The sequence below is a fragment of the Micromonospora sp. NPDC005707 genome (assembly GCF_040631005.1).
GTDB lineage: Bacteria > Actinomycetota > Actinomycetes > Mycobacteriales > Micromonosporaceae > Micromonospora.
Genome location: NZ_JBEXYR010000015.1, coordinates 94,036 through 120,054, shown reverse-complemented (window position 1 = coordinate 120,054; position 26,019 = coordinate 94,036). Strand labels below are relative to the sequence as shown.

The following is a 26,019-nucleotide window of genomic DNA, read 5'->3' as shown; positions in this document are numbered from 1 at the left end:
TCATCAAGTTCGTAGCCGCTCGTGAGCTGTGCCCGGCCCGCCTCGGACGCCGCCAATCGCGTCTCGACGCCGGGGCACGCGGGATCTTGGTGAGGCGCTGTTCGCGTCAGGGGTTGCGGGTGTCGAGGAGAGACGCGAAGGCGATCACGTTGTCCTGGTAGCCGGTGTGGCCGCCGACCCACTCGCCGCCGCAGGTGATCAGCCGCAGCTCGGCCGGGCCCGCGTCGCCGTAGACCCGGTCGGCGGGGAGGTCGGCCTTGTCGAAGTACTCGACAGTGTCGACCTTGAAGGCCACCACGCTGCGGTCCGACCGGGTCACCTCGATCCGGTCCCCCGGCTTGAGCTCGTGCAGCCGGTAGAAGACCGCCGGCCCGCTCTTGGTGTCCACGTGCCCGACGATGATCGCCCGGCCCGGGTCGCCGGGCACCGCCCCGCGGTTGTACCAGCCGGTCTGGTGGTGCTCGGTCAGCGGCGGGACGTCGATCGAACCGTCCCGCGCCTGACCGACCGGGGTGACCGGGGCGCTGATCTTGATGGCCGGCACGGCGAGGCGCACCGGAAGGCTGGCCGGCTCCCGCGCCCGGGCCGGCTCGGTGGTCCGCCTGCTCGACCCGGTCGCCGCGTCGGCCCAGTCGAACGGCCCGGCAGTCCGGCCCAGCCCCGCGCCGGTGGCGAAGACCCCGACCAGGACCAGCAACACGGCGAGCGGCGTCGACCACGGCCGGCGGCCGGCGGCCCGGGCCGCCCGGGGGGTGGGCTGGGGGGTGGGGTTCGCGGCCATGGCGGGGCTCAGCGCCGGGCGGCGCCACGGAGGGTACGGGGCTGCCGGCGGGACGCGGCCACGCCGACCACCGCGCCGGCCACGGTCAGCGCCAGCCCGACCGGCACCAGCAGCCCACCGAGGCCACTGCCGGCGGTGCCGCCGAAGCCGGTCGCCGGCCCGCGGCTGGGCTGCACCCGCTTGACCACCTGGAGCATGGTCGACGCGGTCTGCCCGCCGGGGCACTCCAGCTTCACCCGGTAGTTGCCGGGGCGGGTGCGTTCCCGGACCATCGGCGAGGCCGTGAGCAGGCCGCGCTGCGGCTGCACCTGGATCCGGCCGAACGCGTCGGAGACCACGGTGGCCGGCACCGAGTTGTCCCGGCAGCTCGCCCGGATGCCCACCAGGAAGCCGGCCTCGACGGTGCTCGGCGTGACCTCCACGAAGATGAGGTCACCGGGCGACGGCTGCGGGCCCGGCTGGCCGGGCGCCGGCTCGGCAGCGGGCACCAGGGCGGCGGATCCCACCGCGGCGGATCCCAGCGGCGCCACGGAGGACACCGAGACAGCGGGCGGGCCGGCCTGGGCGGGCAGCGCGCCGACCAGCGGGGCGGTGCACGCGGCGGCCGCGACCAGCAGCGCCGCACGTCCCGTGACTGACACCATGCCCCCTCCCGGCGTCGGGTCGGGCGGCGGGCCACCCGTCCTGCCGTACGGGATGAATCCTCTCACCCCTGGCCGCCCATCACATCCGATCCACTGCGGCGGTCGCGTACGCTCGGGTCGCTGTGACCTCCACCGACTTCAGCGCCGCGCCGCCGGCCCACGCCGCCCGTATCCGCACCTTCCACCCGCGTCGCGGGCGGATGAGCGACCGGCAGCGCGACGCGCTCGCCCGGCTCTGGCCCGCGTACGGCCTGGAGATCGACGACCTGGACGGGCCGTGCGATCCGACGGCGCTGTTCGGACGGCGGGCGCCGCTGGTGCTGGAGATCGGTTCCGGCATGGGCGACGCCACCGCGGTGATGGCGGCCGCCGACCCGGACCGACACTATCTGGCGGTTGAGGTGCACACGCCCGGAATCGCCAACCTGCTCGACCTGGTGGAACGGCACGGCCTGGACAACGTGCGGGTGGCCAAGGGCGACGCGCTGGACCTGGTCCGGGCCATGCCGGAGGGCTGCCTGGACGCGGTGCACATCTTCTTCCCCGACCCGTGGCCCAAGGCCCGCCACCACAAGCGGCGGATCATCCAGCCGGAGCACGTGGCGCTGCTGCGGTCCCGGCTGGTCCCCGGCGGGACGCTGCACTGCGCGACCGACTGGGCCGAGTACGCCGACTCGATGCGGGAGACGCTGACCGCCGACCCGGAGCTGGTCGACGTGCACGGCGGCTGGGCGCCCCGCCCGGCACACCGGCCGGTGACCAAGTTCGAGCGCCGGGCGCTGACCGCCGGGCGGGAGATTTTCGACCTGGTCCACCGGCGGCGCTGAACCCGGTTGGCGCGGGGGCCCATGATCCAGGCACGATGGGAGCCGCCATGACTCTCACCGCCGCGCTGCCGAAGAGCGCCGACCCCGACACCCTCTACGACGCGTTCGCCGGCTGGGCGTCCGAGCGCGGTCTCGACCTCTACCCCCACCAGGAGGAGGCGGTCATCGAGATCGTCTCCGGCGCGAACGTGATCATGAATACGCCGACCGGCTCGGGCAAGAGCCTGGTGGCGATCGCCGCGCACTTCGCCGCGCTGGCCGACGACCGGACCAGCTTCTACACCGCGCCGATCAAGGCCCTGGTCTCGGAGAAGTTCTTCGCCCTCTGCGAGGTCTTCGGCGCGGAGAACGTCGGCATGCTCACCGGCGACGCCAGCGTCAACGCCGACGCCCCGATCATCTGCTGCACGGCGGAGATCCTGGCCAACCTGGCGCTGCGCGAGGGCGCCCGCGCCGACGTCGGCCAGGTGATCATGGACGAGTTCCACTTCTACGCCGAGCCGGACCGGGGCTGGGCGTGGCAGGTGCCGATCATCGAGCTGCCGCAGGCGCAGTTCGTCCTCATGTCGGCGACGCTCGGCGACACCACCCGCTTCGTGGACGACCTGACCCGGCGCACCGGGCGGCCGACCGCCGTCGTCCGCTCGGCCGAGCGGCCGGTCCCGCTCCTCTTCTCGTACGCGATGACGCCGCTGCACGAGACCCTGGAGGAGCTGCTGGCGACCAAGCAGGCCCCGGTCTACGTCGTGCACTTCACCCAGGCCGCCGCGCTGGAGCGCGCCCAGGCGCTGATGAGCGTGAACGTCTGCACCCGGGCCGAGAAGGACATGATCGCGAACGCGATCGGCAACTTCCGGTTCACCTCGGGCTTCGGAAAGACGCTGTCCCGGCTGGTCCGGCACGGCATCGGCGTGCACCACGCCGGCATGCTGCCCAAGTACCGCCGCCTCGTGGAGACCCTGGCCCAGGCCGGGCTACTCAAGGTCATCTGCGGCACCGACACCCTCGGCGTCGGCATCAACGTGCCGATCCGCACCGTGCTCTTCACCGGCCTGTCGAAGTACGACGGCGTCCGGACCCGCCTGCTCAAGGCCCGCGAGTTCCACCAGATCGCCGGCCGGGCCGGGCGGGCCGGCTTCGACACCCTCGGCCGGGTCGTGGTGCAGGCCCCCGAGCACGTCATCGAGAACGAGAAGGCTCTCGCCAAGGTGGGCGACGACCCGAAGAAGCGCCGCAAGGTGGTGAAGAAGAAGCCGCCGGAGGGCTCCATCGGCTGGGGCGAGCCGACCTTCCAGCGCCTGGTCGAGGCCGAGCCGGAGCCGCTGACCTCCAGCTTCCAGGTCAGCCACTCGATGCTGCTCAACGTCATCGGCCGGCCCGGTGACGCGTTCGCCTCGATGCGGCACCTGCTCACCGACAACCACGAGGACCCGGCCGCCCAGCGCCGGCACATCCGCCGGGCCATCGCCATCTACCGGGCGCTGCGGGCCGGCGGCGTGGTCGAGGAGCTGCCCAAGCCGGACGAGCAGGGCCGCCGGGTGCGGCTCACCGTCGACCTCCAGCTCGATTTCGCGCTCAACCAGCCGCTCTCCCCGCTCGCACTGGCCGCCGTCGAGCTGCTCGACCGGGAGTCACCGTCGTACGCGCTCGACGTGCTCAGCGTGATCGAATCGATCCTGGACAACCCGCGCCAGGTGCTCTCCGCGCAGCAGTTCAAGGCGCGCGGCGAGGCGGTCGCCGCCATGAAGGCCGAGGGCATCGAGTACGAGGCCCGCCTGGAACTCCTCGACGAGGTGACCTGGCCGAAGCCCCTCGCCGAGCTGCTGGAGTCGGCGTACGAGATGTACCGGCGGGGCCACCCCTGGGTCGCCGACCACGAGCTCTCCCCCAAGTCCGTGGTCCGCGACATGTACGAGCGGGCCATGACGTTCACCGAGTACGTCCAGTTCTACGGCCTGTCCCGCTCCGAGGGCCTGGTGCTGCGCTACCTCGCCGACGCGTACAAGACGCTGCGGCAGACCGTCCCCGAGGACGCCAAGACCGAGGAGCTGGTCGACCTCATCGAGTGGCTGGGCGAGCTGGTCCGCCAGGTCGACTCCAGCCTCATCGACGAGTGGGAGCGGCTGCGCAACCCGTCCGACGTCGCCGAGGTCGCCGCATCGCTGGACGACCGGCCGCCGGCGGTCACGCGCAACGCCCGCGCGTTCCGGGTGCTGGTGCGCAACGCGCTGTTCCGCCGGGTCGAGCTGGCCGCACTGCGCCGCTGGGACCTGCTCGGGGAGCTGGACGCCGAGCACGGCTGGCACGCCGACGCGTGGGCGGACGCGCTGGAGCCGTACTTCGAGGCGTACGACTCGATCGGGGTGGGACCGGACGCGCGCGGGCCGGCGCTGCTGATGATCGAGCAGGGCCGGGAGCGGTGGACCGTACGCCAGATCCTGGACGACCCGGAGGGCGACCACGACTGGGGCATCAGCGCCGAGATCGACCTCGCCGCCTCCGACGAGGCGGGCGCCGCGGTCGTCCGGATCACGGACGTCGGACAGCTCTGACCCCGCGGACGCCGCAGGGGTGAGCCGGGAGACCGGCCCACCCCTGTGGCGTCGGTGAATCAGTCGCGCGGGGTCTGGAAGGCCACGCGGCGACGGCGGAACATGACGAACAGCACGGCGCCGAGCGCGAGCACGGCGGCGCCGCCGCCGGCGAGCGCGGCGGCCGGGGCGCCGGTGACCGGCAGCCCGCCACCGGAGCCGCCGTTGCCGTCACCGGAGCCGCCCTCGGCGCCGGTGATGACGATGCGGGCCGTGTTGTTCTCCGGCTTCGACTCGGTGGAGGACGTCGCGCCGTCGACCACGATCGTGCCGTCCTTGCCCGGCGTCGACTTGATCTTCAGCTTGACGGTGGCCTTGATCCGGCCCCAGCCGGAGGCGACGCTCGGGAACTCGCTCTCGAAGTTGCAGCGCAGCTTCGCCGACTCCGGCAGCTGCCTGCCCGGCGTGCCGTCGGTGTAGCACCACTCGGCGGGCAGCAGCACCGTGCCGCTCGGCGCGGTGATGACGACCCCGGGGCCGCCGCCGTCGGACGGGCCGTTGTTGACGACCTCGTAGGCGAGGTCGACCGTCTGGCCGACGGCGCCCTTCACCGGCGGGACGGTGACGGCGACGTCGAGCGTGTTCTTCTTGGTCCAGAACTGGACGTCGGCGTAGTTGTCCGACTCGTCGAGCTCACGCTCCACGACGGACTGCCGGGCGAGGCCCGCGCGCACGGCCTTGGCGTGCAGCTTCTCGGCTGCGGAGGCGAACGACGGGCCGGTGCCCTTGGCGGTCGCGACCTTCTTCGCCGCCTGCGCCTCCCCGGCCAGGGCCGTGCTGAAGGCGGCGTAGTTCTCGTCCGGACCGGGCAGGTTGCGGCCGAACGTGATGTTGAACAGCGACGTGCCGGTCTCGTCGTCGAACAGCAGCAGCCCCTCGCCGGGCTTCAGCGTCAGCGGCACCGTGCAGGTGACCTGGCTCGGCCCGTACACGTAGGGGGCGCCGATGTCCTTCGGGTAGTAGTCGACGTAGGTGCAGTCGCTGTACCGCTCGACGAAGGTGGCGCCGGTGGGCAGGTCGACCCGGACCGTGAAGTCCGTCGCCGGGCTGTCGCCCTCGTTCAGGACACCGCTGTAGAGCGGGACGCGGTCGCCCGCGCCGACCGGGTGCGCCTTGTCGTTCAGGTTGTCGGCGGCGGCCACCAGGTCGGGACCCGACGGGACCACGGTCACCGGGAAGCTGGTCGTGTTGTCGCCGGGGTTGGCGTCGTCCTCGGCGCCGGCGATGGTCACGCTGACCGAGCCCGCGTCGCCGGGCGTGGCGCCCGTGCGGCTCGCCAGTGACACCGGGTAGATGGTCGTGACCTGCCCGGCCTCAAGACGGCCGACCGTGCAGGTGACCTTGGCGTTGGCGAGCTTGCAGGTGTCGTCCCAGTCGGACACGGAGGCCGTGACCGCGTCGGAGAGCTTGCTGAGGTCGAGGGTGACGGTGACCGCGCTCGCGTCGGCCTCACCGTAGTTGTAGACGTACATGCCGATCGTGGTGCCGCTGTTGTCGATCTCCGCGACGGGTTCGCGGTCGAACGAGACGAAGAGGTCGGGCAGCGCGTCCGCGGCGTGCGCCGGGGCGGAGAGGCCGAACAACGCGGTCGTCGCCAGCACCGCCGCGCCGACGGCGAGGCGGGACCAACGGGCCGTGAGGGATGTCATGTGTGTGCTCCGAAAGAGAACGATGGAAGCCCGCACTCTAATTGATGATCAGCAACCGCGATGTCCCGTGCGAAGAGACCGCTCCAGACCCTGGGCGATGTCAGACCCGTCGATTAGAATGTATGTACTAATCGAGCTGCTTGACCTGGGAGGATGCTCGTGACCGCGCCCACCTCCACCGCCCCTGTCACCCCCTACGCCACCCTCCTCGGTTTCACCCGCTACGTGGACCGCACCGGGCCCACCAAGGCCACCTTCGTGGGCGGCCTGCGCAAGCAGCGGGCGAGCCGGCACGGGTTCAACCCGCACGGCCAGTTCGTCAAGGCGCTCAAGGCCGATGTCGCCTTCCACACCGGCGGCACCCACCTGGCCCAGGTGGCAGACCTGGTCAAGCCGCGCTGGCGCCCGCTCTACGAGGCGCTGGCGCCCGGGGCGACCACCTGGCTGCACTCGCTCGGCGAGCCGGCCGGCGTCGACCTGGCCCAGACCCGCGACGCGCTGGCCATGCTGGGCGACCTGCCCGTGAAGATCAACCCGCAGTTCGGCGTGCGCTACGCCGACGGCCGCGCCGAGGCGATCCGGCTGCACTTCGACGAGGCCCCGCCGAGTGAGGAGACCGCCCTGGCCACGCTGCACCTGATGGCCCGGCACATGGACGCGGTCCTGCCGCACGCCGAGCCGGTGCTGGTCGACGTCCGGCGCGGCGAGTCCCACCGGATGCCGGCCGACGTCAAGCCGGAGCAGGTCGAGCAGTGGCTGGCGGGTGAGGCCGCCGCCTTCCGCGCCATCTGGTCCACCGCGGCCTGACCGGCCCACCACGACGAGCGGCCGCCCCTCCCCGGGCGGCCGCTCGTCCGTGTCTCCCCCCGGATCGGCAGGCACCGGCCCGCCATCCTGTTTCCCCTCTTTCGGGAAGATAGAGGGCGTATGTGAGCGGTTGTCGGGAAGCTTGGTTCATGAGAGTGCCCCGCGCCGACGCCGGCCCTGGACGCCCGGCCGTGCGCCCCGCCGCGGGTCGGCCCGTCGACCCGACGCCCCCGGGTCCCTCCCGCAGGCGGCCGGGAGCCGCCATGTCCAGAGCCAACCGGACCAAGCTGACCGTCTTCGCCCTGCTCACGCTCGCCGCGGCGGGCGTCGGTACCCCCGCGCCGGCGGTCCTCGCGCTCGCCGCCGTCACCGCGCTCATCCCGGTCGCCGACGCGCTGGATCGGGAACCCGCGCCGCGGCCGGCCCGCCGGCCGGCACCCGAGCGCGAACCCGCCTGATCCGTCCGCCCTGCCAGGAGCACACCGTGGTCACGAACGACATCACCATCGCGTCACCGCTGCAGACCGCCCGTGCCCGGGGCCGGGTGCGCGGTCGCCTCATCCTGCTCGGGCCGGCCTTCGTGGCCGCGGTCGCCTATGTCGACCCGGGCAACTTCGCCACCAACTCCACCGCCGGCGCGCGCTACGGCTACCTGCTGGTCTGGGTGGTCGTGGCGGCGAACCTGGCCGCCATGCTGGTGCAGACGCTCACCGCGAAGCTCGGCCTGGCGACCGGCCGCAGCCTGCCCGAGCTGTGCCGCGAGCACCTGCCGCGGCCGGTCAACCGGGTCATGTGGGTCCAGGCCGAACTGGTGGCCATGGCCACCGACCTGGCCGAGGTCATCGGCGGCGCGGTCGCCCTCTACCTGCTCTTCGGGGTCCCGCTGCTGCCCGGCGGCCTCATCATCGGCGCGGCCGCGTTCGCCGTCCTCGCGTTGCGCGCGCGTGGCTTCCGGGCCTTCGAGATCGCCATCGCGGTCCTGCTCGGGGTGATCGTCCTGGCCTTCGCGGTGAACCTGCTCACCGCGCAGCCCGACGTGTCCGCCGCGGCCGGCGGGCTGCTGCCCCGGGCGCAGGGCACCGACAGCATGCTGCTGGCCGCCGGCATCCTCGGCGCGACGGTGATGCCGCACGTGATCTACGTGCACTCGGCGCTGACCCCGAACCGCATTCCCGCGGCCGACGAGGCCGAGCGGCGGATCGTGGCGAAGGGCCTGCGCACCGACGTGCTGCTCGCCCTGAGCGCCGCCGGCGCGGTGAACCTCGCCATGCTGCTCGTCGCGGCGGCCACCTTCCACGGCAGCGGGATCCCCGGCACCGACACCCTGGAGGGCGTCCACGCCGGCCTGGCCGGCAGCCTCGGCGCGGTGGCGGCGCTCGGCTTCGCGGTGGCGCTGCTGCTGTCCGGGCTGGCCTCGACCAGCGTCGGGACCTACGCCGGTGAGGTCATCATGCAGGGCTTCCTGCGCCGCCGCGTCCCCCTCGCCGTGCGCCGGCTGGTCACCCTGTTGCCCGCGCTGCTGGTGCTCGCCGTCGGCGTCGACCCCACCCGGGCCCTCGTGCTGTCGCAGGTGGTGCTGAGCTTCGGCATCCCGTTCGCGCTGATCCCGGTGGTGGTCTTCACCCGCCGCCGGGACCTGATGGGCACCCTCGTCAACCGCCCGGCCACGACCGCCGTCGCGTCGGTGATCACCGCCCTCGTGGTGGCGCTCAACCTGTTCCTGCTCTGGCAGCTGGTCGCCTGACCGGCCGGCCCGCGCGCGGCGCCGTCACCGGTGCCGCGCGCGGTGCAGCAGGTACGCGGTGACCAGGCCACCGGCCAGCACGGCCGCCGCCCCCGCGGTCTGGCCCGTCTCCAGCGCCACCCGGAACGCGTCGCGGACCACGGCGCGCTCGCCGTCGGTGGCGGCGGCGGCCAGCGCGGCCGGGAACGAACCGGCCCCGGCCAGCGCGGCGGGCAGCAGCGCGGCGAACCGCGCGTTCAGGACGGCGCCGAGCACGGCCACGCCCAGGCTGCCGCCCACCTCGGTCATGGTGCCGTCCACACCTGCCCCAGCGCCGGCCCGCTCCGGCGGCAGCGCGCTCAGCACCGCCTCGACGATCGCCGGGTTGGCCAGCGCGCAGCCGGCGCCCATCAACAGCAGGCCGCCGAGCAGCGCCGGGTAGCCGTCACCGGGGGCGTACGTGACGGCCAGCAGCCCGACGGCGAGCAGCGCCATCCCGACGGCGACCGCGGCCGGCCGCCCCATCCGGCGGATCAGCGCGGCGGCGATCCCGGTGAGGTTGAGCACCACGATGGAGAGCGCGAACGGCGCCATCCGCAGCCCCGCCTCCCAGGCCGGGTAGCCGCGGACGAACTGCAGGTGCTGGGTGAGCAGGAACAGCGCACCGGTCGCGCCGAAGGTGATCAGCACGACCCCGGAGACCGCGCCGGTGAACCGGGGGTCGCGGAACAGCCCCATGTCCAGCATCGGCTCGGCGACCCGGTGTTCCCAGGCCACGAAGAGGCCGAGCAGCACGGCGCCGGCGACGGCCGCGGCGAGCACCGCCGGGGCGGCCCAGCCCTGCTCCGGCCCGGCGGTGATCGCCCAGACCACGCCGGTGAGCCCGGCCGTGGAGAGCAGCACGCCGAGCACGTCGAGGCGACCGGTGACCGCCTTGCGGGATTCGGGCACCAGCAGCCGGACGGCCACCAGGCAGACCAGCACCACCGGCACGTTGACCAGGAAGATGGCCTGCCAGGGCAGGTGGGCGAGGATCGTCCCGCCGACCGGCGGCCCGACGGCGAAGCCCAGCGCGCTGGTCGCCGCCCAGACCCCGATGGCCCGCTGGCGCGCCGGCCCTTCGAAGACCTGCACGGCCACGGCGAGGGTGGCGGTGACCAGCAGCGCGCCGCCGACGCCCATCCCGGCCCGGGCCGCGATGAGCTGGCCGGTGGTGGTGGCCAGCCCGGCGGTCAGCGAGCCGGCCCCGAACAGCACGAGCCCGGCCAGCAGCATCCGCTGCCGGCCGTAGCGGTCGGCCGCGCTGCCGGCGCTGATCAGCAGGCCGGACAGGACCAGGGCGTACGCGTTGATGATCCACTGGATGTCGCTGGTGCTGGCGCCCAGCTCGGTGGTGAGCACCGGCACCGCCACGGTGAGCACGGTGTTGTCCAGCACCACGGTGACCTGGGCGAGGCAGAGCACGGCCAGGATCCACCAGCGGTGGCGGAGGACCACCGGCCCGACCGGGGCGGCCGGCGCCGCGAGGGCGCTCACGGCCGCGGGGCGTACGGGGCGAGGGGATTGGCCAGCGTCCCGACGAACTGGAGCGCCGCCGACGGGTCCGCCAGGTCGACCATCTGCTGGTTGTTGCGCAGCTGCAGCCGGTTCAGGCAGGACAGCGCGAACTCCGGGACGAACAGGTCGTGCCGATCGGCCAGTTGCGGCACCGACTCCGTGTAGGCCGTGACGCACTCGGCCACGGTCCGCCAGAAGGTCTCCTCGTCCAGGATCCCCTCGGTGGCGAGGATCGCGTTGAGGTGGCGCAGGAACGAGTCGAACACGTCGGTGAAGACGCAGAGCACCTTCTCGTCCTCGGGCACGGCGGCGCGGATCCGGCTCACCGACTCGGGCAGGTCCGCCGCCGGGTCCATCACCACGATCTCCTCGGCGATGTCCTTGAAGATCACCCGCTCCACCACGTCGTCGCCCAGCACCAGGATGACGTTCTCGCCGTGCGGCATGAACGCCAGGTCGTACGCGTGGAGCGCGTGCAGCACCGGCACGAGGTAGGCGTCCAGGTAGCGGCGCAGCCAGTCCGCCGGGGCCAGCCCGGAGCCGGCGATCAGCGCACCGGCGAACGAGCGCCCGGCCCGGTCGACGTGCAGCAGCGACGCCATGGTGGCCAGCCGCCGGCCGGGCTCCAGCCCGGGCACCGGGCTCTCCCGCCACAGCGCGGCGAGCATCTTCCGGTACGGCGAGTACCGGTCGGTGGCCGCCTCGAACTGCCGGTGCCGGTAGCCGATCGCGGCCCGCTCCCGGATGATCGACAGCCCGGTACGCGCGAACACCGGGTCGGCGGCGATCAGGTCGGCCAGCCAGTCGTTGATGGCCGGGGTGTGCTCCATGTACGCGGCGGACAGCCCGCGCATGAAGCCCATGTTGAGCACCGACAGCGCGGTCTTCACGTAGTGCCGGTTCGGGTCGGTGACGTTGAAGAAGGTGCGCACCGACTGCTGGGCCAGGTGCTCGTCCGGCCCCTCGCCCAGCGGCACCAGGTGGCGGCGGGCCACCTCACCGGCGAACGTGACGGCCAGCTTGTTCCACCACTGCCAGGGGTGCACGGGCAGCAGCAGGTAGTCGGCCGGGTCGAGGCCGAGGCCGGTGAGGGTGCGCGCGAAGCCGGCCAGGCTCTCCTCGCCGAGTTCGGCCCGGACGTGGGTGTCGTAGTCCAGGTCGGCGGCGCAGGTGAAGGTGGTGTGGTCGCGGTGGGCGGCGAGCCAGAGCAGGCGGACCGGCTGGCCGGCCTCCGGGGCGTACCGGTGGTGGTCGTGCACGCCCCAGCCGATCCGGCCGCTGTTGGCCACGAAGCACGGGTGGCCCTCGGTCATCGCCGTCTCGATCTGCTGGAAGTCCGCCCGGACCAGCTCGGCCACCGCCAGCTCGGGCCGGGCGAGTTTGTAGGCGAGCCCGGCCAGGGTGGAGGTGATCTCCTCGAGGTAGACGGGCAGGACGCCGTCGGTGAGGCCGAGCGCGCCACGCAGCTCCAGGCAGAGGTCGACCGCGTCGAGCGGGACCTCCCGCCCGTCGACGTGCCGGGTCAGGCCGGCCGGGTCGATCCACCAGTGGTGCAGGCTCAGCTGCCGGGCGGCGAAGCGGTACTCGGCGGTGCCGTCGTCGCCGCGTACCCGGTAGTGGCCGGAACCCAGGGGCTCGGGGGTGATGAGCCGTTCGTGGGCGAACTCGGCCAGGGCCTTGCGGACCAGCTGGCGGTTGGCGGCGGCCCACAGCTCAGGGGTGAGGTGGTCGACGGCGGCGGAGGGGGTGGTCACGCGGGGTACCTCTCAACGGGTGGCGGCGAACTGCTCTCGGGTGCAGACGCTGAGCAGGGCGGTCTTCTCGGGCTTGGCGATCGGGCCGACGACGGTGAAGCCGACGGCCGCGTTCAACGCGTGCACGGCGGTGTTGCGCACGTCGGGCTCGACCACCACCCGCCGGGTGGCCGGGTCGGCGAAGAGCCAGTCCAGCACCGTGGTGATCACGGCGAGGGTGAAGCCGTGCACCGGCGCCTCGGCGGGCGCGCAGAGGAAGTGCATCCCGACGTCGCCCTCGACCGGGTCGTACAGACCGACCAGTTCGACCTCGGCGGGGTCGTAGCGCTCGGCGAGGAACGCGGGCCGGCCCTGCCAGCACCCGAGGTACGCGTCGTGGTGCGGGTTCGCCGCGATGCGCCGGTACTCCTCGGCCACCCGGGCGACGTCGGCGTCCTGCATCATCCAGAACACCGCCTTCGGGTGGGTGACCCAGCCGTGCAGCAGCGCGGCGTCGCCGTCCGGGTCGAGCGGGCGGAGGCTGAACTCGCCGAGGCGCGGGTCGTGCCGGCGGTACGTGGCCACGGTCACGGGGCCATCTTCCGTTCGCGACTGCGGGGCTCGCAGAACCGGCTCACTCCTCGCGCTCACGAGGGCATCCCGGCCGGCGCGCCGAACTCCTGGAAGGCGATGCTCTTCTCGATCGGGTAGTGCTCGCGGCCGGTCAGCTCCCGGATGATCCAGGAGTTGCGGTAGGGGCCCATGCCCAGGTCGGGCGAGGTGACGCTGTGCGTGTGGGTGCCGGCGTTCTGGAGGAAGACGCCCCGTCCGGTGTGGTCGACGCTGTAGTTGCGGGCCACGTCGAAGCGGCCGTGGCCGTCCCAGCGGATCCGGTCGCGGATCGGGTCGAGGAAGGCGGGCACCCGGTACCGGTAGCCGGTGGCGAGCACCAGCCCCTCGGTCTCCAGGGTGAAGTCGCGGCCCTGCTCGACGTGGTGCAGCCCCAGCGTGTACGTACCGCGCTCCGGGTCGTGGGCCGCGTCGGTCAGCTCGGTGTTGGTGAGCAGCCGGGTGGGCACCGGGCCGCCGACGCTCTTCACGTAGAGCAGGTCGAAGATCCCGTTGATCAGCTCGGCGTCGATGCCCTTGAACAGCCCCTTCTGCTCCGCCTCCAGGCGGTAGCGGGTCGGCTCGGGCAGGGCGTGGAAGTAGTCCACATAGTCCGGGGAGGTCATCTCCAGGGTGAGCTTGGTGTATTCGAGCGGGAAGAAGCGCGGCGAGCGGGTGACCCAGTTGAGCTGGTAGCCGTGGGTGTCGATGTCGGCGAGGAGGTCGTGGTAGATCTCGGCGGCGCTCTGCCCGCTGCCGATCACGGTGATGCTCCGCTTGCCGCGCAGCGCCGCCCGGTGCTCCCGGTACCGCGAGTTGTGGATCACGTCGCCGCCCAGCCCCGCGCACGCCGGCGGCACGTGCGGCGGGGTGCCGGTGCCGAGGACCAGCCGGCGCGCCCGGTGGGTGACCTCGCGGCCGTCGACCCGGGCGCGCACCACGTACCGGTCGTCCGTCGGGTCGTACTCGACGGCGGTGACCTCGTGTCCGAACCGGACGCTGGGCAGCTTCGCGGCGGCCCACCGGCAGTACGCGTCGAACTCGCCGCGCAGCGGGAAGAAGTTCTCCCGGATGTAGAACGGGTAGAGCCGGCCGGTCTCCTTGAGATAGCTGAGGAAGGAGTACGGCGAGGTCGGGTCGGCGAGCGTGACCAGGTCGGCGAGGAACGGGGTCTGCAGGTGGGCGCTCTCCAGCAGCATGCCGGGATGCCAGTCCACGTCGTCGCGGGCCTCCAGGAAGAGGCCGTCGAGGTCGGCGATCGGGGCGGTCAGGCAGGCCAGGCCGAGGTTGTACGGGCCCAGCCCGATGGCGATGAAGTCGTGGGTCGACATGGGGTTCTCCAGGACGGGGCCGGTCAGCCGACCGGGCAGGACAGCTCGTCGGCGGTGCGGGTGCGGGCATACCAGCCGGCGTGTTCGGCGATCAGGTCGAGCACCGCGGCGACGTCCTCCCCGGTGGTCTCCGGGTTCAGCAGGGTGAACTTGAGGTGGTGGGCGCCGTCGACCCGGGTGCCCGCGACGAGCGCCGCCCCGGAGGCGGCGAGCGCCTCGCGGGCGTACAGGTTGGCGTCGTCCACGAGGTCGGCGGCCAGGCCGGCGGGGCGCCAGCGGAACACCAGGGTGCTCAGCGCCGGCCGGGTCACCACCTCGAAGCGGGGGTCGGCGTCGAGCAGGCGCCAGGCCTCGCCGGCCCGGTCCACCACCTCGTCGAAGAGCGCGCCGACCGCGTCGGCCCCCATGATCCGCAGGGTGAGCCAGAGCTTGAGCGCGTCGAATCGGCGGGTGGTCTGGAGGCTCTTGTCGACCTGGTTGGGGATGCGCTGCTCGACGGCGCGCGCCGGGTTGAGGTAGTCGGCGTGCCAGGTGGCGTGCCGCAGCGTCCGGCCGTCGCGCACCAGCACGGCGCTGGAGCTGACCGGCTGGAAGAAGGACTTGTGGTAGTCGACGGTCACCGAGTCGGCCCGCTCGATGCCGTCGAGCAGGTGCCGGCGGGTCGGCGAGACCAGCAGCCCGCAGCCGTACGCGGCGTCGACGTGCAGCCAGACGCCGGCCGCCGCGCAGATGTCGGCGACCTGCGGCAGCGGATCGATGCTGCCGAAGTCGGTGGTGCCGGCGGTGGCGACGACCGCCATGACCAGCAGCCCGTCCGCCCGGCAGCGGGCGATCTCCCGGGCCAGCGCCTCGGGGCGCATCCGCCGCTGGGCGTCGGTGTCGACGGTGCGCACCGCGTCCGGGCCGAGGCCGAGCAGCCGGGCCGCCTTCTGCACGCTGAAGTGGCCGGCGGCGGACGTCAGCACCCGCAGCCGGGACAGCGCCTCGGGTCCGGGCCGCAGGCCGGCGCGCACCCGGGCCTCCTCCCGGGCGAGCAGCAGCGCCTGGAGGTTGGAGTGCGTGCCGCCGCTGGTGAACACCCCGTCGGCGGCGGGCCCGAGCCCGATCCGCTCGGCCGTCCAGTCGATCAGCCGGCGCTCGATGAGCGTGCCGCCGGCGCTCTGGTCCCAGGTGTCCAGCGAGGAGTTGACCGCGCTGAGCACGGCCTCGCCGAGCAGCGCCGGGATCACCACCGGGCAGTTGAGGTGGGCCAGGTAGCGGGGGTGGTGGAAGTAGACGGCGTCACGCAGGTAGACGTCGTGCAGTTCGTCGAGGGCCGCGCCGGTGTCGCCGAGCGGCCGGTCGAGGTCGACGGCCGCGACGCGCGGGGCGAGGTCGTCCGGGCCGATCCCGGTGAACGGCCGGTCGGCGGTCGCCACCCGGTGGGCCACCCGCTCGATCCCCTGGGCCAGCACGTTGCGGTAGCGGTCCAGCGAGCGGGCGGTGAACAGGTGGTCCCGGGCGGCGGCCGGGCCGGCGCCGGCCGAGGGGGCCGGAACGGTTGCTCCGGGCAGGCTCATGAACAGTCCTCAATGGTCGGAAGCGGACACGACGGCGACGGCGCGACGGGCACGGACGGTCCGAAGTTGATCGAAAGTTAGGTTACCCTAACCTAACTCGCGAGGGTCAAGAGGTCGGGTGCCGCCACGCCGGCACCGTTCGTGGCGGTCGGTCCGCCGGGGAAGCGTCGCTGGTGGGCCGCGCCGGCAGCGACGGCGAGGCCGACCAGCACGACGCAGCCGACGGCGACCGCCGGGTAGCCGAACCGACCCGCCGCCGTGAGGCCGGCCGAGGCGGCCACGAAGGAACAGACCAGCCCGAACGAGGAGAGCACCGTGAAGTCGGTGCCGCCGGTGTCCGGCCGGGAGTAGTCCATGTTGACCGTGTAGAGCACCACGTTGGCCACCGTGTACGCGGCCAGGAACAGGCAGAGCGCGACGACCGTCCCGGCCAGGGGCGCGCGGCCACTGAGCAGCGGCAGCAACAGCAGCGTGGACACGGTGAGGGAGGCGCCGGCCACCACGAGCACCCGGGTGCGGCCGTACCGGCCGATGCCGAGCCCGGCCAGCAGGCCGGCCGCGATCGCGGGCACGCTGGTCACCACTCCGGTGACCACGCCGATCCGCTGAAGCGTCCAGCCGGCGTCCACCAGGGCGGGGGTGACCAGCGCGTACGCCGCTCCGGCCCCGACGTAGAGCAGCGGCACGACGCCGAAGGTCCACCACCGGCAGCCCGGCTGGGCGAACACGGACAGCAGCGCACGGTAGGCGTGCGCCGTGGAGAGCGCCCGGTCGGTGCGGGGCGGCTCGCGGAACCGCCAGACCACCAGCAGGCCGACCGCGGTCAGCGCGGCCAGCAGCAGGATCGCCGGCCGCCAGCCGTACCGGTCGTAGACCACCACGCAGGCGCCGCCGCCGAGCAGGTTGCCCAGGTAGCTGGCGGCGACCTGGATGCCGTTGCCGGTGCCCCGGGAGCGGGCCGTGAGCAGCCGCACAGCCACGGCGTCCACGGCGATGTCCTGGGTCGCGGAGAGCAGCACGTACGCGAGGCTGACCGCGACCACCGGGCCGAGCCGGTCGGCGGGGCGGTCGAAGGGCAGCAGCGCGGCCAGCGCCAGCACCAGCCCGGTCTGGAGCACCAGCAGCCAGGAGCGGTAGTGGCCGCGGTGGCGCGAGCCGTACCGGTCGAGGATCGGGGCCCAGAGGAACTTGACCGGCCACACGAGACCGACGATCTGGAGCAGCGCGAGGGTCTCCAGGGAGGTGCCGCCGTCGCGCAGGATCGCGGTCAGCCCGACGGTGATGAAGCCCACCCCGAGGTACTGGGTGACGTAGAGCGTGGTGAGCGTGCCGAGGCGGCCGGTCACCGGGCGCTCCAGTAGCCGAGCGACGTCACCTGGTGCTTCGCCACGCCGAGGGTGCGGCGCAGGTGCCGGGTGATGTCCCGGGTGCTGGCCGCCTCGGCGGCCACCCAGTAGTGCGCGTCGTCGGCGGCCGGCAGCGCGTCCCGGACGGTTTTCACGAGGCCCTCGCCGTCCCCGCCGCGCGGGATCCAGGTGACCTCGTGGTGGTCCCGGGCGCGCGGCTCAAGCGCCCGCTCCCCCTCGTGGGCGTACTCCAGCCAGACCGTGGCCGGCACGTCGGCGGCGGCGTCGAGCAGGCTGTTCACCGCCGGCAGCGAGGCGGCGTCGCCGACCAGGTAGAGGTGGCGCGGGGCCGGCTCGGGCAGGGCGAAGGCGCTGCCCTGCACGGTGGCGTCGATGGTGTCGCCGGCGGCCGCGGTCTCGGCCCAGCGGGCGGCGCACCCGTCGTGCAGGGCGAACTCCAGGTGGAACCGGCCGGTGGCCGGGTCGGGGTCGACAAGGGTGTACGCCCGCTGGTGCGGCTTGCCGTCGTTGTCGAACCAGAGCCGGATCCACATGGTGGGGTGCACGCCGCAGGCGTCCAGCAGGTCGCCGCCGTTCATCAGCAGCCGCCGGTACCGGTCGCCGACCGGCTCGGTGCCGAGCACGGTGAGCCGGAAGTTCCGCCCGCCCATGGCCCGCAGCACCAACGCTTCCCAGTTCCGCTTCAAGGTGACCCCTCCAGTAAGGTCTGGCTAAGTTAGGGGAGGGTAACCTAAGTTGATGTTCATGATGTGGCCGGCCGGTGACGTGTCCGCGACGGCCGGCCGGTGAGCGGCATCCGACGCGACGCCTGGGGTGTGCCGCTGCTGTGGGGGGACGACGTCGACGAGCTGGCCCGTCTCCAGGGCCGCGCCGCCGCGCTCGACCGGGCCTGGCAGATCGAGGTCGAGCGCTGGCGTGCCGAGGGGCGGCTGGCCGAACACCTCGGCCCCGCCGAGCTGGGCTGGGACCGGTTCGCCCGGCGGGCCCGTCTCGCCGACACCGCCGCCCGCTGCTTCCGGCGGCTCTCCCCCGCCACCCGCCGCTGGGTCACCGCGTACGTGGACGGGGTGAACGCCGGGCTCGCCGAGGGCGCGGCCGGCGCCCCCGAGTTCGCGGCGACCGGCTGCGCGCCCGGCCGGTGGCGTCCCTGGTCCCCGCTCGGCGTCTTCCTGGTCCAGCACATCCTCTTCGGGACTTTCCCCAACAAGCTCTGGCGGGCCCACGTGGAGGCCACCCTCGGCCCGGCGGCGACGAACCTGTTCGCGGTCGAGGGACCGGGCGGGTCGGGCAGCAACGCCTGGGTGGTGCCCGGCGACCCGGCCGCCGGGCGGGGGCCGGTGCTGGCCGGCGACCCGCACCGGGTGCTGGAGCTGCCCGGGATCTATCAGCAGGTCCGGCTGGCCTGCCCCGAGTTCGACGTGCTCGGGTTCGCCTTCCCCGGCGTGCCGGGGCTGCCGCACTTCGGCCACGCCGGCGAGGTGGCCTGGGCGGTCACCAACGCGATGGCCGACTACCAGGACGTCTACCGCGAGCAGGTGCGCCGCGAGGGCGGGCGGGTGCTGGTCCGGGACGCCGACGGCTGGCTGCCGGCCCGCCACCACATCGAGCGCATCCGGGTCCGCGGCGCCGCCCCCGAGCCGGTCGAGGTGATCGAGACCCCGCGCGGCCCGGTGGTCGACCACGACCGGCACACCGGCGACGCGCTCAGCCTGCGGATTCCCGCCCGGGTCGAGGCGGACCTCGGCTTCGACGCGCTGCTGCCGCTGCTGCGGTCGCGGACCGTGGACGACGTCACCGAGGCCCTGCGCGGCTGGGTCGAGCCGGTCAACAGCGTGCTGGTGGCCGACCGGCACGGCGGCGTGCGGCAACTCGTCGCCGGGCTGGTGCCGCTGCGCGACGACCGCTGCCGGTGGGTGCCGGTGCCCGGCTGGGAGCCGCGCTACCGATGGTCCGGCCGGTACGCCGAGGCCAAGCCGGTCGAGGTGGCCGGGGTGGCGGTCTGCGCCAACGACCGCCGCGACGACGTGGCCGACCTCGGGATCGACTTCGCGCCCCCGCATCGCGCCGCCCGGATCCGGGACCTGCTCGCCGCCGACGTTGCGTCCGACGCCGTGCACATCGACACCCGGCTGGCGGCCGGCCCGCTGGGTGCGGTGCTCGACCGGCTCGACCCGGGGAGCCTCGACCCGGCCGCGCGGACGCTGCGCGAACGGCTGCGCGCCTGGGACGGCCGGATGGCCGCCGACAGCACCGACGCCGGCGCCTGGGCGGCCTGGCGGAACGCCCTGGTCCGCCGGCTGCACGACCATCCCCGGCTGCGCCCGCTGCGCACGGCGGCCCGGTACGACGAGCTGTTCGCGCCGTGGACCGACCCCCTCGCCCGGCTCGGGCACGCCCTCGACGGGCTGGTCGCCGGGGCGGACCGGCTCGGCGTGGACGTCGGCGCGGTCGCCGCGGCGGCGCTGGCCGAGGTGGCGGCGGCCGGCCCGGCCCCGGCGTGGGGGGCGCGGCACCGCCTGCACCCCGTGCACCTCGGCGCGGCCTCCGAGGTCGACGTCGCGGTGGCGGCGATGCGCGACCGGGTGTCCCTCGGCGGCGACACCGACTGCGTGCTCGCCACCTCCAGCGTCCCCGGGGTCTCCGACGCCTGCTGGCGCGGCCCGGTGGCCCGCTACGTCTGGGACCTCACCGACCGCTCGCGCAGCCGCTGGGTGGTGCCGTTCGGCGCCTCCGGCCGGGCGGGCGACCCGCACTTCGACGACCAACTGCCGCGCTGGGCGGCCGGCGAGCTGATCCCGGTGCCCGGCGCGGACCGCACGCGAGAAGGAGACCCGTCATGACGTACCAGGAAAAGCTGCCCGGCCTCGGCGAGCTGCGGCTCGTCCCGGTCGACCCGGCGGCGGACGCGGCGCTGCTGCACGGCTGGGTGACCCAGCCGTGGGCCCGGTTCTGGGGCATGGGCGAGCACACCGAGGCGGAGGTGCGGGAGGTCTACGCGTTCCTCGACGGGCTGGCCACCCACCACGCGTACCTGATCACCCTGGACGGTGCGGCGGTCGGCCTGTTCCAGACCTACCAGCCCGAGGCCGACCCGGTCGGCGAGCGCTACCCGGTCCGCGCCGGCGACATCGGGATGCACCTGCTGCTCGCGCCCGGCCGGCAGCTCCCCGGCCTCACCTCGGCGGTCGGGCCGGCCCTGGCCCGCTTCCTCTTCACCGACCCGACGCGGCAGCGCATCGTCGTGGAGCCGGACGTGCGCAACGAGCGCGCGCTGCGCCGGCTGGAGCGGGAGGGCTTCACCTTCGACGCCGAGATCGACATGCCGGACAAGCGGGCGCAGCTCGCCTTCCTCACCCGGGACCGGTTCGAGGCCGACCACCCGCTCCCCGCCTGACGACGGCAGCGCCCGCCCGGCACGGGGCCGGGCGGGCGCGGACGGTCGGTGGCTCAGGCGGCCAGGTACTTCTCCAGGTCGTCCAGGATCTTGTTGGCGGCGCCGACGCCGATGCCGGTCATCCAGACCTCGTCGGAGACGACGTGCGCCTTGCCCGCCTTCACCGCGGACAGGCCCTGCCACAGGCTGCCGGCCGTGACCTTCGCCTGCTCGGCGGCGGCCTTCTCGCCGTACGCGGTCACGAAGACGACGTCGCCGTCGACCTCGTTGACCCGCTCGGGGCTGACCAGGTCGAAGCGCTTGTCCTCCTTGCCCTCCAGCAGCTGCCGCGCGGGGCGGCCCAGGCCGGTGTCGCCGACCACGATGCCGGAGAACGAGTCCGGGCCGTAGACCCGGATGTTGCCCGGGATGAAGCGCACGATGGAGATTTTCCGCGACGAGGCGTCGCCGAGCTTCGCGCCGAAGTCCTTGGCCCGCTTCTCGTACGTGGCCAGCTGGTCCTTGGCCTGCTGCTCCTTACCGAGGGCCTTGCCGTCGAGGAGGAAGTTCTCCTTCCAGCTGATGCCCACCTTCTCCGTGAACACGGTCGGGGCGATGGCGGACAGCTCGTCGTAGAACTTCTCCTGGCGGAACTTGCTGCCGAGGATCAGGTCCGGCTTGAGCGCGTTGATCGCCTCCAGGTCGGGCTCGGTGAGCACCCCGACCTCCTTGATGCCGGCGAGCTTGTCCGCGCCGAAGTAGGTGGGCCAGCTCTTCGCCTCGCCGGCGGTGGCCGCGCCGACCGGGGTGACGCCCAGCGAGAGCGCGGTGTCGATCTTGTCGGTGTCGAGCACCACGACGCGCTTCGGCTCGGCGGGCACCTTGGTGGTGCCCATGGCGTGGGTGATCTCCCGGGTCTCCCCGGCGCTGGTGCCGGAGACGGGATCGCTCTCCCCGCAGGCGGTGAGGCCCACGCCGAGGGCGAGGGCCGCGGTGAGAGCGACGGCGAGACGACGCATCAAAAAGGTCCTTTCCTGACAGGTACGGGCCGGCGCGCGGTCACGCGTCGCCGACGGAGGCGCCGGCCGGGGCCGGCGTGGCGGCCGGAGCGGCCGAGGTGTGGGTGAGGGCGGGCACCACGAGCGGGGCGCCGGTGACCGGGCAGGGCACGACCACGCAGTCGAGCCCGAAGACGTCGCGGACCAGGTCGGCGGTGAGGATCTCGCGCGGCGGGCCGGCGGCGACCACCGCGCCGGCCCGCATGGCGACCAGGTGGTCGGCGTAGCGGGCGGCCTGGTTGAGGTCGTGCAGCACGGCGACCACGGTCCGGCCCCGCTCGGCGCGCAGCCGGTGCAGCAGGTCCAGCACCTCCACCTGGTGGGCCAGGTCGAGGAAGGTGGTCGGCTCGTCCAGCAGCAGCGCCTCGGTGTCCTGGGCCAGCGTCATGGCGATCCAGACCCGCTGCCGCTGGCCGCCGGAGAGGGTGTCCACCGGCCGGTCGGCCAGCTCGGCCACGTCGGCCATGGCCATGGCCTCCTCGACGGCCCGGCCGTCCTCGGCGGACCACTGCCGCCACCAGCGCTGGTAGGGCTGGCGGCCCCGGCCGACCAGGTCGGCGACGGTGATCCCCTCGGGCACCAGCGGGCTCTGCGGCAGCACGCCGAGCCGCCGGGCCACCTCGCGGGTGGGCAGGTCGCGGATCTCCGTGCCGTCGAGCAGCACCGCGCCGCGGCGCGGGGTGAGCAGGCGGGCCATGGTGCGCAGCAGGGTGGACTTGCCGCAGGCGTTCGGCCCGACGATCACCGTGAACGCGTCGGCGGGCAGGTCGAGGTCCAGCCCGTCGAGGACGGTCCGGGTCTCGTAGCCGGCGACCAGGTCGCGGGTGGACAGCATCGCGGTCACGACCGCCTCCCTCGGTTCCGCAGCAGCAGGAAGATCAGATAGGGGCCGCCGATCGCCGCGGTGAGCACGCCGGCCGGGAGCTGGGTGGGGGCGAACAGCCGGCGGCCGGCCAGGTCGGCGAGCACCAGCAGGAGCGCGCCGAGCAGGGCGGAGCAGAGCAGCGGCGGCCGCTCCGCCCGCACCAGCCGCCGGGCCACCTGCGGGGCGACCAGCGCCACGAAGTCCACCGCGCCGACCTGGGCGGTGACGGTGGCGGCGGCCAGCACACCGGTGGCGGCCAGGCCGACCCGGCGGGCCACCGGACGCAGCCCGATCCCCCGGGCCGTGTCGTCGTCCAGCGCCGTGCTGCGCAGCGCCCAGCCGGCCCAGAGCAGGACGGGCAGCAGCGCGGCGAGCGTGCCGGCGATCCAGGCCGCCTCGGTCCAGCCCTTGCCGGCCAGGGTGCCGATCAGCCAGAGCTGGGCGCGCAGCCCGTCGATCGGGTCGGCGGAGAGCATGACCACCTCGGTCAGCGCCCGGAGCGCGAACGCCACCGCCACGCCGGCCAGCACGAAACGCTGCGCGGCCAGGCCGTGCCGCGCACCGAGGGCGAAGACCAGGACGGCCGCCACCAGGCTACCGACCAGCGCGGCCGGCGCCACCAGGACCGCCGCGGCGCCGCTGGTCAGGGCCACCGTGGCGGCCAGGCCGGCGCCCTGCGTCACCCCGATGACGTCGGGGCTGGCCAGGGGGTTGCGGGCCACGCTCTGGATCAGGGTGCCGGCCACCCCGAACGCCGCCCCGGCCAGCGCCGCGAGCACCGCGCGGGGCAGCCGCAGGTCGAGCACCACGAGGTCGTACGGGGTGCCGGCGCCGGAGAGCGCGCGCAGCACGTCGGCCGGGGCGACGTACGGGGTGCCGAGCGAGAGGCTGAGCACCACGGCGGCGGCGAGCAGGAGGACGAGCGTGACCGCGACCAGCACCGGCCGGCGGCGCACCGGAACGGTCAGCGGACCGACCCGCAGCAGCGACCGCCCCGCCAGGGCGGTGTTCGGGGCGCCGATCTTCATTCGCGACCGCGGGGCACGCAGACCCGGCGCACTCCCCGCGCTCATGCCGTCACGACCTTGGCGCGGCGGACCAGGAAGGCGAGCAGCGGTGCGCCGACCAGCGCGGTGATGATGCCGGCCGGGACCTCGCCGGGCGGGGCGACCAGCCGACCGACCACGTCCGCCCCGAGCACCAGGGCCGGCCCGAGCAGCGCGGCGACCAGCAGGGTCCACCGGTGGTCGGCGCCCACCAGGGCCCGGGCCAGGTGCGGCACGGCCAGCCCGACGAAGGCGATCGGCCCGGCGGCGGCCACCGCGGCGCCGGTGAGCAGCACCCCGCCGAACCCGGCCGCGAGGCGGACCAGGGCGATCCGGTGGCCGAGGCCGCGGGCGACGTCGTCGCCGAGGGCCAGCGCGTCCAGGCCGCGGGCGGCCAGCGCCGCGAGGACCGTGCCGGCGAGGACGAACGGGAGTACCTGACCGGCGACGCCGACGTCCCGCCCGGTGAGGCCGCCGACCACCCAGAACCGGTACTCCTCGAAGGTGCGGGCGTCGATGCTGAGCAGCGCGTACACGACGGCGCCGAGACCGGCGTCGAGCGCCGCGCCGACCAGCGCGAGGGTGACCGGGCTCGCGCCCTCGCGGGTGCGGTTGGCGACGGCGAAGACCAGCAGCCCGGCGAGCAGCGCGCCGGCGATGCCGAACCAGACGTACCCGGTGAGCGTGCTCACGCCGAAGACGGCGATGGCCAGCACCACCCCGAAGGACGCGCCGGCGCTGACCCCGAGGATGCGCGGTTCGGCGAGCGGGTTGCGGGTGACGGCCTGGAAGAGCACCCCGGCCAGGGCGAGGGCGACCCCGACGACCAGCCCGAGGGCGGTGCGCGGCAGCCGCAGCTCGCGGACCACGGTGGTGGCGTCGCCGCCGTCCGGGGCGACCAGGGCGTGCCACACCTGGTCGACGGGGAGGTGGCGGCTGCCGAGCGCCAGGCTGGCCAGCAGCGCGACGACGAGCAGGAGGGCCGCCGCCACGGTGACCGCGAGGCGGCGGGGGGTGCCGCGGCGGGTGGGGGCGTCGGCCCGGGCGGGCCGGACGGCGACGGTGGTCACAAGGGGTGCTCGCCTCTCGGATTAGGTACGCCTTACCTTAACCGAGCTGGTTAGGCACGCCTAACTCGCTCTCGTCGATGCTGCGGGTTGCGCCTCCACCGAGGGGAGGCGGCAGGGTGGGCGGCATGGACGGTGCGACCCACTACTCGATCGGCGACCTGGCCCGGCGGACCGGGTTGCCGGTGAAGACGATCCGCTTCTGGTCCGACCGCGGGATCCTGCCGCCGACCGGCCGTGGCCCGACCGGTCACCGCCGCTACGGGGAGGAGTCCCTGGCCCGCCTGGAGCTGGTCCGGACGCTGCGGGAGCTGGGCGTCGACCTGCCGACGGTGCGCCGGGTGGTGGAGCGGGAGGTCGGGCTGGCCGAGGTCGCCGCGGCGCACGCCGAGGCCCTGGCCACCCAGATCCGGGTGCTGCGGCTGCGCCGCGCGGTGCTGACCGTGGTCGCCCGGCGCGGGGCCACCGCCGCCCAGGCGGATCTGCTGCACCGGCTGGCCGGGCTCGCCGAGGCGGAGCGGCGGCGGCTGGTCGACGAGTTCCTCGACGCCGCGTTCGCGGGCCTGACCGACCCGGGGTTCGCGGGAATCCGCCGCTCGCTCACCCCCGAACTGCCCGACGATCCCGCCGACGAGCAGGTCGAGGCGTGGGTGGAGCTGGCCGAGCTGACCCTGGACCCGGACTTCCGGTCGGGCCTGCGGCGGCTGGCGGAGCAGCACGCGGCCGACCGGGCCGGCGCGCCGGGTGTCCGCCGCGACGCGGTCGCCGTGGTCCGGGAGGAGGTCGCCCCGGCGCTGGCCGCCGGCGTCGACCCGGCCGCACCGCCGGCCGACGAGGTCGTCGCGGCGGTGACGAGCCGGTACGCACTGCTGTGCGGCCGCCCGGACGACGCCGACCTGCGCCGACGGCTGCTGGACCGGTTGGAGGCCGCCGGCGACCCGCGCCGGGAGCGGTACCTGCGCCTGCTCTCGGTGGTCAACGGCTGGCCGCCGGTGGAGAGCCTGGCCCCGGTGCTCGACTGGTCGATCCGGGCGCTGCGGGCCCGGCAGCCCCTACCCTGAGGGCATGCGATTCGACCAGCACACCGTGGTGCTCCTGGTCCGGCCGGACGACGCGCCCGACCTGCCCCAGGACGCGCTCGACCGGCTCCAGGACGCGCACCTGGCCCACCAGGCCGGGCTGGTGGAGCAGGGCGCCGTGCTCGCGGCCGGCCCGTTCCTCGGTGGTGACGACGAGCGGATCCGCGGCTTCGTCGTGCTGTCGGTCGACCCGCAGATGGCCCGCGAGCTCTACGCCAACGACCCCGCCGTCCGCGCGGGGCGGCTGGAGGCGCAGGTGCTGAGCTGGATGGTCCCGGAGGGCAACGTCCGCTTCGAGCAGGTGCCGGTGCCCCGCTCGATGCTGGAGGCCGCCGCGGGCGACTGACCCTGGC

Annotated in this window: 23 protein-coding genes; 9 read left to right on the top strand and 14 right to left on the bottom strand. The window is 74.2% G+C overall.

Going from position 1 to position 26,019, the window contains the following annotated elements; genetic code table 11:
• Positions 1-106 precede the first annotated feature (106 nt).
• Positions 107-781, bottom strand: a complete 675-nt coding sequence (locus ABZ452_RS26110; RefSeq protein WP_357948015.1) for a class F sortase — start codon at positions 779-781, stop codon at positions 107-109.
• Positions 782-789: 8 nt separating this feature from the next.
• On the bottom strand, positions 790-1,425 hold the full coding sequence (locus ABZ452_RS26105) for a hypothetical protein (protein ID WP_357948013.1): 636 nt from the start codon (positions 1,423-1,425) through the stop codon (positions 790-792).
• 122 nt (positions 1,426-1,547) lie between these two features.
• Here ABZ452_RS26105 and trmB point away from each other — a divergent pair, with 122 nt between their 5' ends.
• Both trmB and ABZ452_RS26095 read left to right on the top strand, forming a co-directional pair.
• Positions 1,548-2,252, top strand: a complete 705-nt coding sequence (gene trmB / locus ABZ452_RS26100; RefSeq protein WP_357948010.1) for a tRNA (guanosine(46)-N7)-methyltransferase TrmB — start codon at positions 1,548-1,550, stop codon at positions 2,250-2,252.
• A 47-nt stretch (positions 2,253-2,299) separates the two neighbouring features.
• A complete protein-coding gene (locus tag ABZ452_RS26095; RefSeq protein WP_357948007.1) occupies positions 2,300-4,804 on the top strand; it encodes a DUF3516 domain-containing protein in 2,505 nt (834 codons plus the stop codon).
• Positions 4,805-4,863: 59 nt separating this feature from the next.
• Here ABZ452_RS26095 and ABZ452_RS26090 read toward each other — a convergent pair whose 3' ends face one another.
• Positions 4,864-6,492 carry a peptidase gene (locus ABZ452_RS26090; protein ID WP_357948005.1) on the bottom strand — a complete coding sequence of 543 codons (1,629 nt, stop codon included), beginning with the start codon at positions 6,490-6,492 and terminating at the stop codon, positions 4,864-4,866.
• 159 nt (positions 6,493-6,651) lie between these two features.
• Between ABZ452_RS26090 and ABZ452_RS26085 the strand changes: the two genes are divergently transcribed.
• The 3 genes from ABZ452_RS26085 to ABZ452_RS26075 all read left to right on the top strand — a co-directional run bounded on the left by ABZ452_RS26085 (position 6,652) and on the right by ABZ452_RS26075 (position 9,043).
• On the top strand, positions 6,652-7,299 hold the full coding sequence (locus ABZ452_RS26085) for a hypothetical protein (protein WP_357948002.1): 648 nt from the start codon (positions 6,652-6,654) through the stop codon (positions 7,297-7,299).
• Positions 7,300-7,562: 263 nt separating this feature from the next.
• Positions 7,563-7,757 (top strand): hypothetical protein, encoded by a 195-nt coding sequence (locus ABZ452_RS26080; RefSeq protein WP_357948000.1) that lies wholly within the window; start codon positions 7,563-7,565, stop codon positions 7,755-7,757.
• A 26-nt stretch (positions 7,758-7,783) separates the two neighbouring features.
• Positions 7,784-9,043, top strand: a complete 1,260-nt coding sequence (locus ABZ452_RS26075; protein WP_357947997.1) for an Nramp family divalent metal transporter — start codon at positions 7,784-7,786, stop codon at positions 9,041-9,043.
• 24 nt (positions 9,044-9,067) lie between these two features.
• Here ABZ452_RS26075 and ABZ452_RS26070 read toward each other — a convergent pair whose 3' ends face one another.
• The 7 genes from ABZ452_RS26070 to ABZ452_RS26040 all read right to left on the bottom strand — a co-directional run bounded on the left by ABZ452_RS26070 (position 9,068) and on the right by ABZ452_RS26040 (position 17,864).
• Entirely contained in the window at positions 9,068-10,558 is a 1,491-nt protein-coding gene (locus ABZ452_RS26070; RefSeq protein ID WP_357947994.1) for an MFS transporter, read from the bottom strand.
• Entirely contained in the window at positions 10,555-12,333 is a 1,779-nt protein-coding gene (locus ABZ452_RS26065; RefSeq protein ID WP_357947991.1) for an IucA/IucC family siderophore biosynthesis protein, read from the bottom strand. The genes ABZ452_RS26070 and ABZ452_RS26065 overlap by 4 nt, the downstream gene beginning before the upstream one ends.
• A gap of 12 nt (positions 12,334-12,345) precedes the next feature.
• Positions 12,346-12,903, bottom strand: coding sequence for a GNAT family N-acetyltransferase (locus ABZ452_RS26060; protein WP_357947988.1), 558 nt, complete (start codon positions 12,901-12,903; stop codon positions 12,346-12,348).
• 56 nt (positions 12,904-12,959) lie between these two features.
• Complete coding sequence (locus ABZ452_RS26055) at positions 12,960-14,252, bottom strand: lysine N(6)-hydroxylase/L-ornithine N(5)-oxygenase family protein (protein WP_357947985.1); 1,293 nt, start codon at positions 14,250-14,252, stop codon at positions 12,960-12,962.
• Between the two features lie 23 nt (positions 14,253-14,275).
• Entirely contained in the window at positions 14,276-15,811 is a 1,536-nt protein-coding gene (locus ABZ452_RS26050) for an aspartate aminotransferase family protein (RefSeq protein ID WP_357947982.1), read from the bottom strand.
• 92 nt (positions 15,812-15,903) lie between these two features.
• The gene (locus ABZ452_RS26045) at positions 15,904-17,157 is read right to left on the bottom strand and encodes an MFS transporter (protein WP_357947979.1); all 1,254 of its coding nucleotides are present in this window, start codon (positions 17,155-17,157) and stop codon (positions 15,904-15,906) included.
• Positions 17,154-17,864, bottom strand: coding sequence for a siderophore-interacting protein (locus ABZ452_RS26040; RefSeq protein WP_357947976.1), 711 nt, complete (start codon positions 17,862-17,864; stop codon positions 17,154-17,156). Before ABZ452_RS26040 ends, ABZ452_RS26045 begins: the two co-directional genes overlap by 4 nt.
• A 99-nt stretch (positions 17,865-17,963) precedes the next feature.
• On the opposite strand from ABZ452_RS26040, the gene ABZ452_RS26035 reads away from it, so the two are divergent.
• Together ABZ452_RS26035 and ABZ452_RS26030 are read left to right on the top strand one after the other, a co-directional pair.
• Positions 17,964-20,018: a penicillin acylase family protein gene (locus ABZ452_RS26035; protein WP_357947973.1), complete on the top strand. Its 2,055-nt coding sequence runs from the start codon at positions 17,964-17,966 to the stop codon at positions 20,016-20,018.
• Positions 20,015-20,572, top strand: coding sequence for a GNAT family N-acetyltransferase (locus ABZ452_RS26030; RefSeq protein WP_357947970.1), 558 nt, complete (start codon positions 20,015-20,017; stop codon positions 20,570-20,572). The genes ABZ452_RS26035 and ABZ452_RS26030 overlap by 4 nt, the downstream gene beginning before the upstream one ends.
• A 53-nt stretch (positions 20,573-20,625) precedes the next feature.
• Here ABZ452_RS26030 and ABZ452_RS26025 read toward each other — a convergent pair whose 3' ends face one another.
• Genes ABZ452_RS26025 through ABZ452_RS26010 form a run of 4 tightly spaced genes read right to left on the bottom strand, consistent with a single transcriptional unit; the run spans position 20,626 to position 24,590 of the window.
• Positions 20,626-21,570, bottom strand: a complete 945-nt coding sequence (locus ABZ452_RS26025; protein WP_357947967.1) for an iron-siderophore ABC transporter substrate-binding protein — start codon at positions 21,568-21,570, stop codon at positions 20,626-20,628.
• Positions 21,571-21,610: 40 nt separating this feature from the next.
• Positions 21,611-22,444, bottom strand: coding sequence for an ABC transporter ATP-binding protein (locus ABZ452_RS26020; protein ID WP_357948163.1), 834 nt, complete (start codon positions 22,442-22,444; stop codon positions 21,611-21,613).
• 5 nt (positions 22,445-22,449) lie between these two features.
• Positions 22,450-23,502 (bottom strand): iron ABC transporter permease, encoded by a 1,053-nt coding sequence (locus ABZ452_RS26015; protein WP_357947965.1) that lies wholly within the window; start codon positions 23,500-23,502, stop codon positions 22,450-22,452.
• 41 nt (positions 23,503-23,543) lie between these two features.
• A complete protein-coding gene (locus tag ABZ452_RS26010; RefSeq protein WP_357947962.1) occupies positions 23,544-24,590 on the bottom strand; it encodes an iron ABC transporter permease in 1,047 nt (348 codons plus the stop codon).
• 125 nt (positions 24,591-24,715) lie between these two features.
• Between ABZ452_RS26010 and ABZ452_RS26005 the strand changes: the two genes are divergently transcribed.
• Positions 24,716-25,648, top strand: a complete 933-nt coding sequence (locus ABZ452_RS26005) for a MerR family transcriptional regulator (RefSeq protein ID WP_357947960.1) — start codon at positions 24,716-24,718, stop codon at positions 25,646-25,648.
• 4 nt (positions 25,649-25,652) lie between these two features.
• Positions 25,653-26,012, top strand: coding sequence for a YciI family protein (locus ABZ452_RS26000; protein WP_357947958.1), 360 nt, complete (start codon positions 25,653-25,655; stop codon positions 26,010-26,012).
• The last annotated feature ends 7 nt before the right edge of the window (positions 26,013-26,019 follow it).

Coding starts and splice junctions, on each gene's coding strand:
- ABZ452_RS26110 (WP_357948015.1), bottom strand. CDS start 781: ATGGCCGCGAACCCCACCCCCCAGCCCACCCCCCGGGCGGCCCGGGCC.
- ABZ452_RS26105 (WP_357948013.1), bottom strand. CDS start 1,425: ATGGTGTCAGTCACGGGACGTGCGGCGCTGCTGGTCGCGGCCGCCGCG.
- ABZ452_RS26095 (WP_357948007.1), top strand. CDS start 2,300: ATGACTCTCACCGCCGCGCTGCCGAAGAGCGCCGACCCCGACACCCTC.
- ABZ452_RS26090 (WP_357948005.1), bottom strand. CDS start 6,492: ATGACATCCCTCACGGCCCGTTGGTCCCGCCTCGCCGTCGGCGCGGCG.
- ABZ452_RS26080 (WP_357948000.1), top strand. CDS start 7,563: ATGTCCAGAGCCAACCGGACCAAGCTGACCGTCTTCGCCCTGCTCACG.
- ABZ452_RS26055 (WP_357947985.1), bottom strand. CDS start 14,252: ATGTCGACCCACGACTTCATCGCCATCGGGCTGGGCCCGTACAACCTC.
- ABZ452_RS26050 (WP_357947982.1), bottom strand. CDS start 15,811: ATGAGCCTGCCCGGAGCAACCGTTCCGGCCCCCTCGGCCGGCGCCGGC.
- ABZ452_RS26030 (WP_357947970.1), top strand. CDS start 20,015: ATGACGTACCAGGAAAAGCTGCCCGGCCTCGGCGAGCTGCGGCTCGTC.
- ABZ452_RS26025 (WP_357947967.1), bottom strand. CDS start 21,570: ATGCGTCGTCTCGCCGTCGCTCTCACCGCGGCCCTCGCCCTCGGCGTG.
- ABZ452_RS26020 (WP_357948163.1), bottom strand. CDS start 22,444: ATGCTGTCCACCCGCGACCTGGTCGCCGGCTACGAGACCCGGACCGTC.
- ABZ452_RS26015 (WP_357947965.1), bottom strand. CDS start 23,502: ATGAAGATCGGCGCCCCGAACACCGCCCTGGCGGGGCGGTCGCTGCTG.
- ABZ452_RS26005 (WP_357947960.1), top strand. CDS start 24,716: ATGGACGGTGCGACCCACTACTCGATCGGCGACCTGGCCCGGCGGACC.
- ABZ452_RS26000 (WP_357947958.1), top strand. CDS start 25,653: ATGCGATTCGACCAGCACACCGTGGTGCTCCTGGTCCGGCCGGACGAC.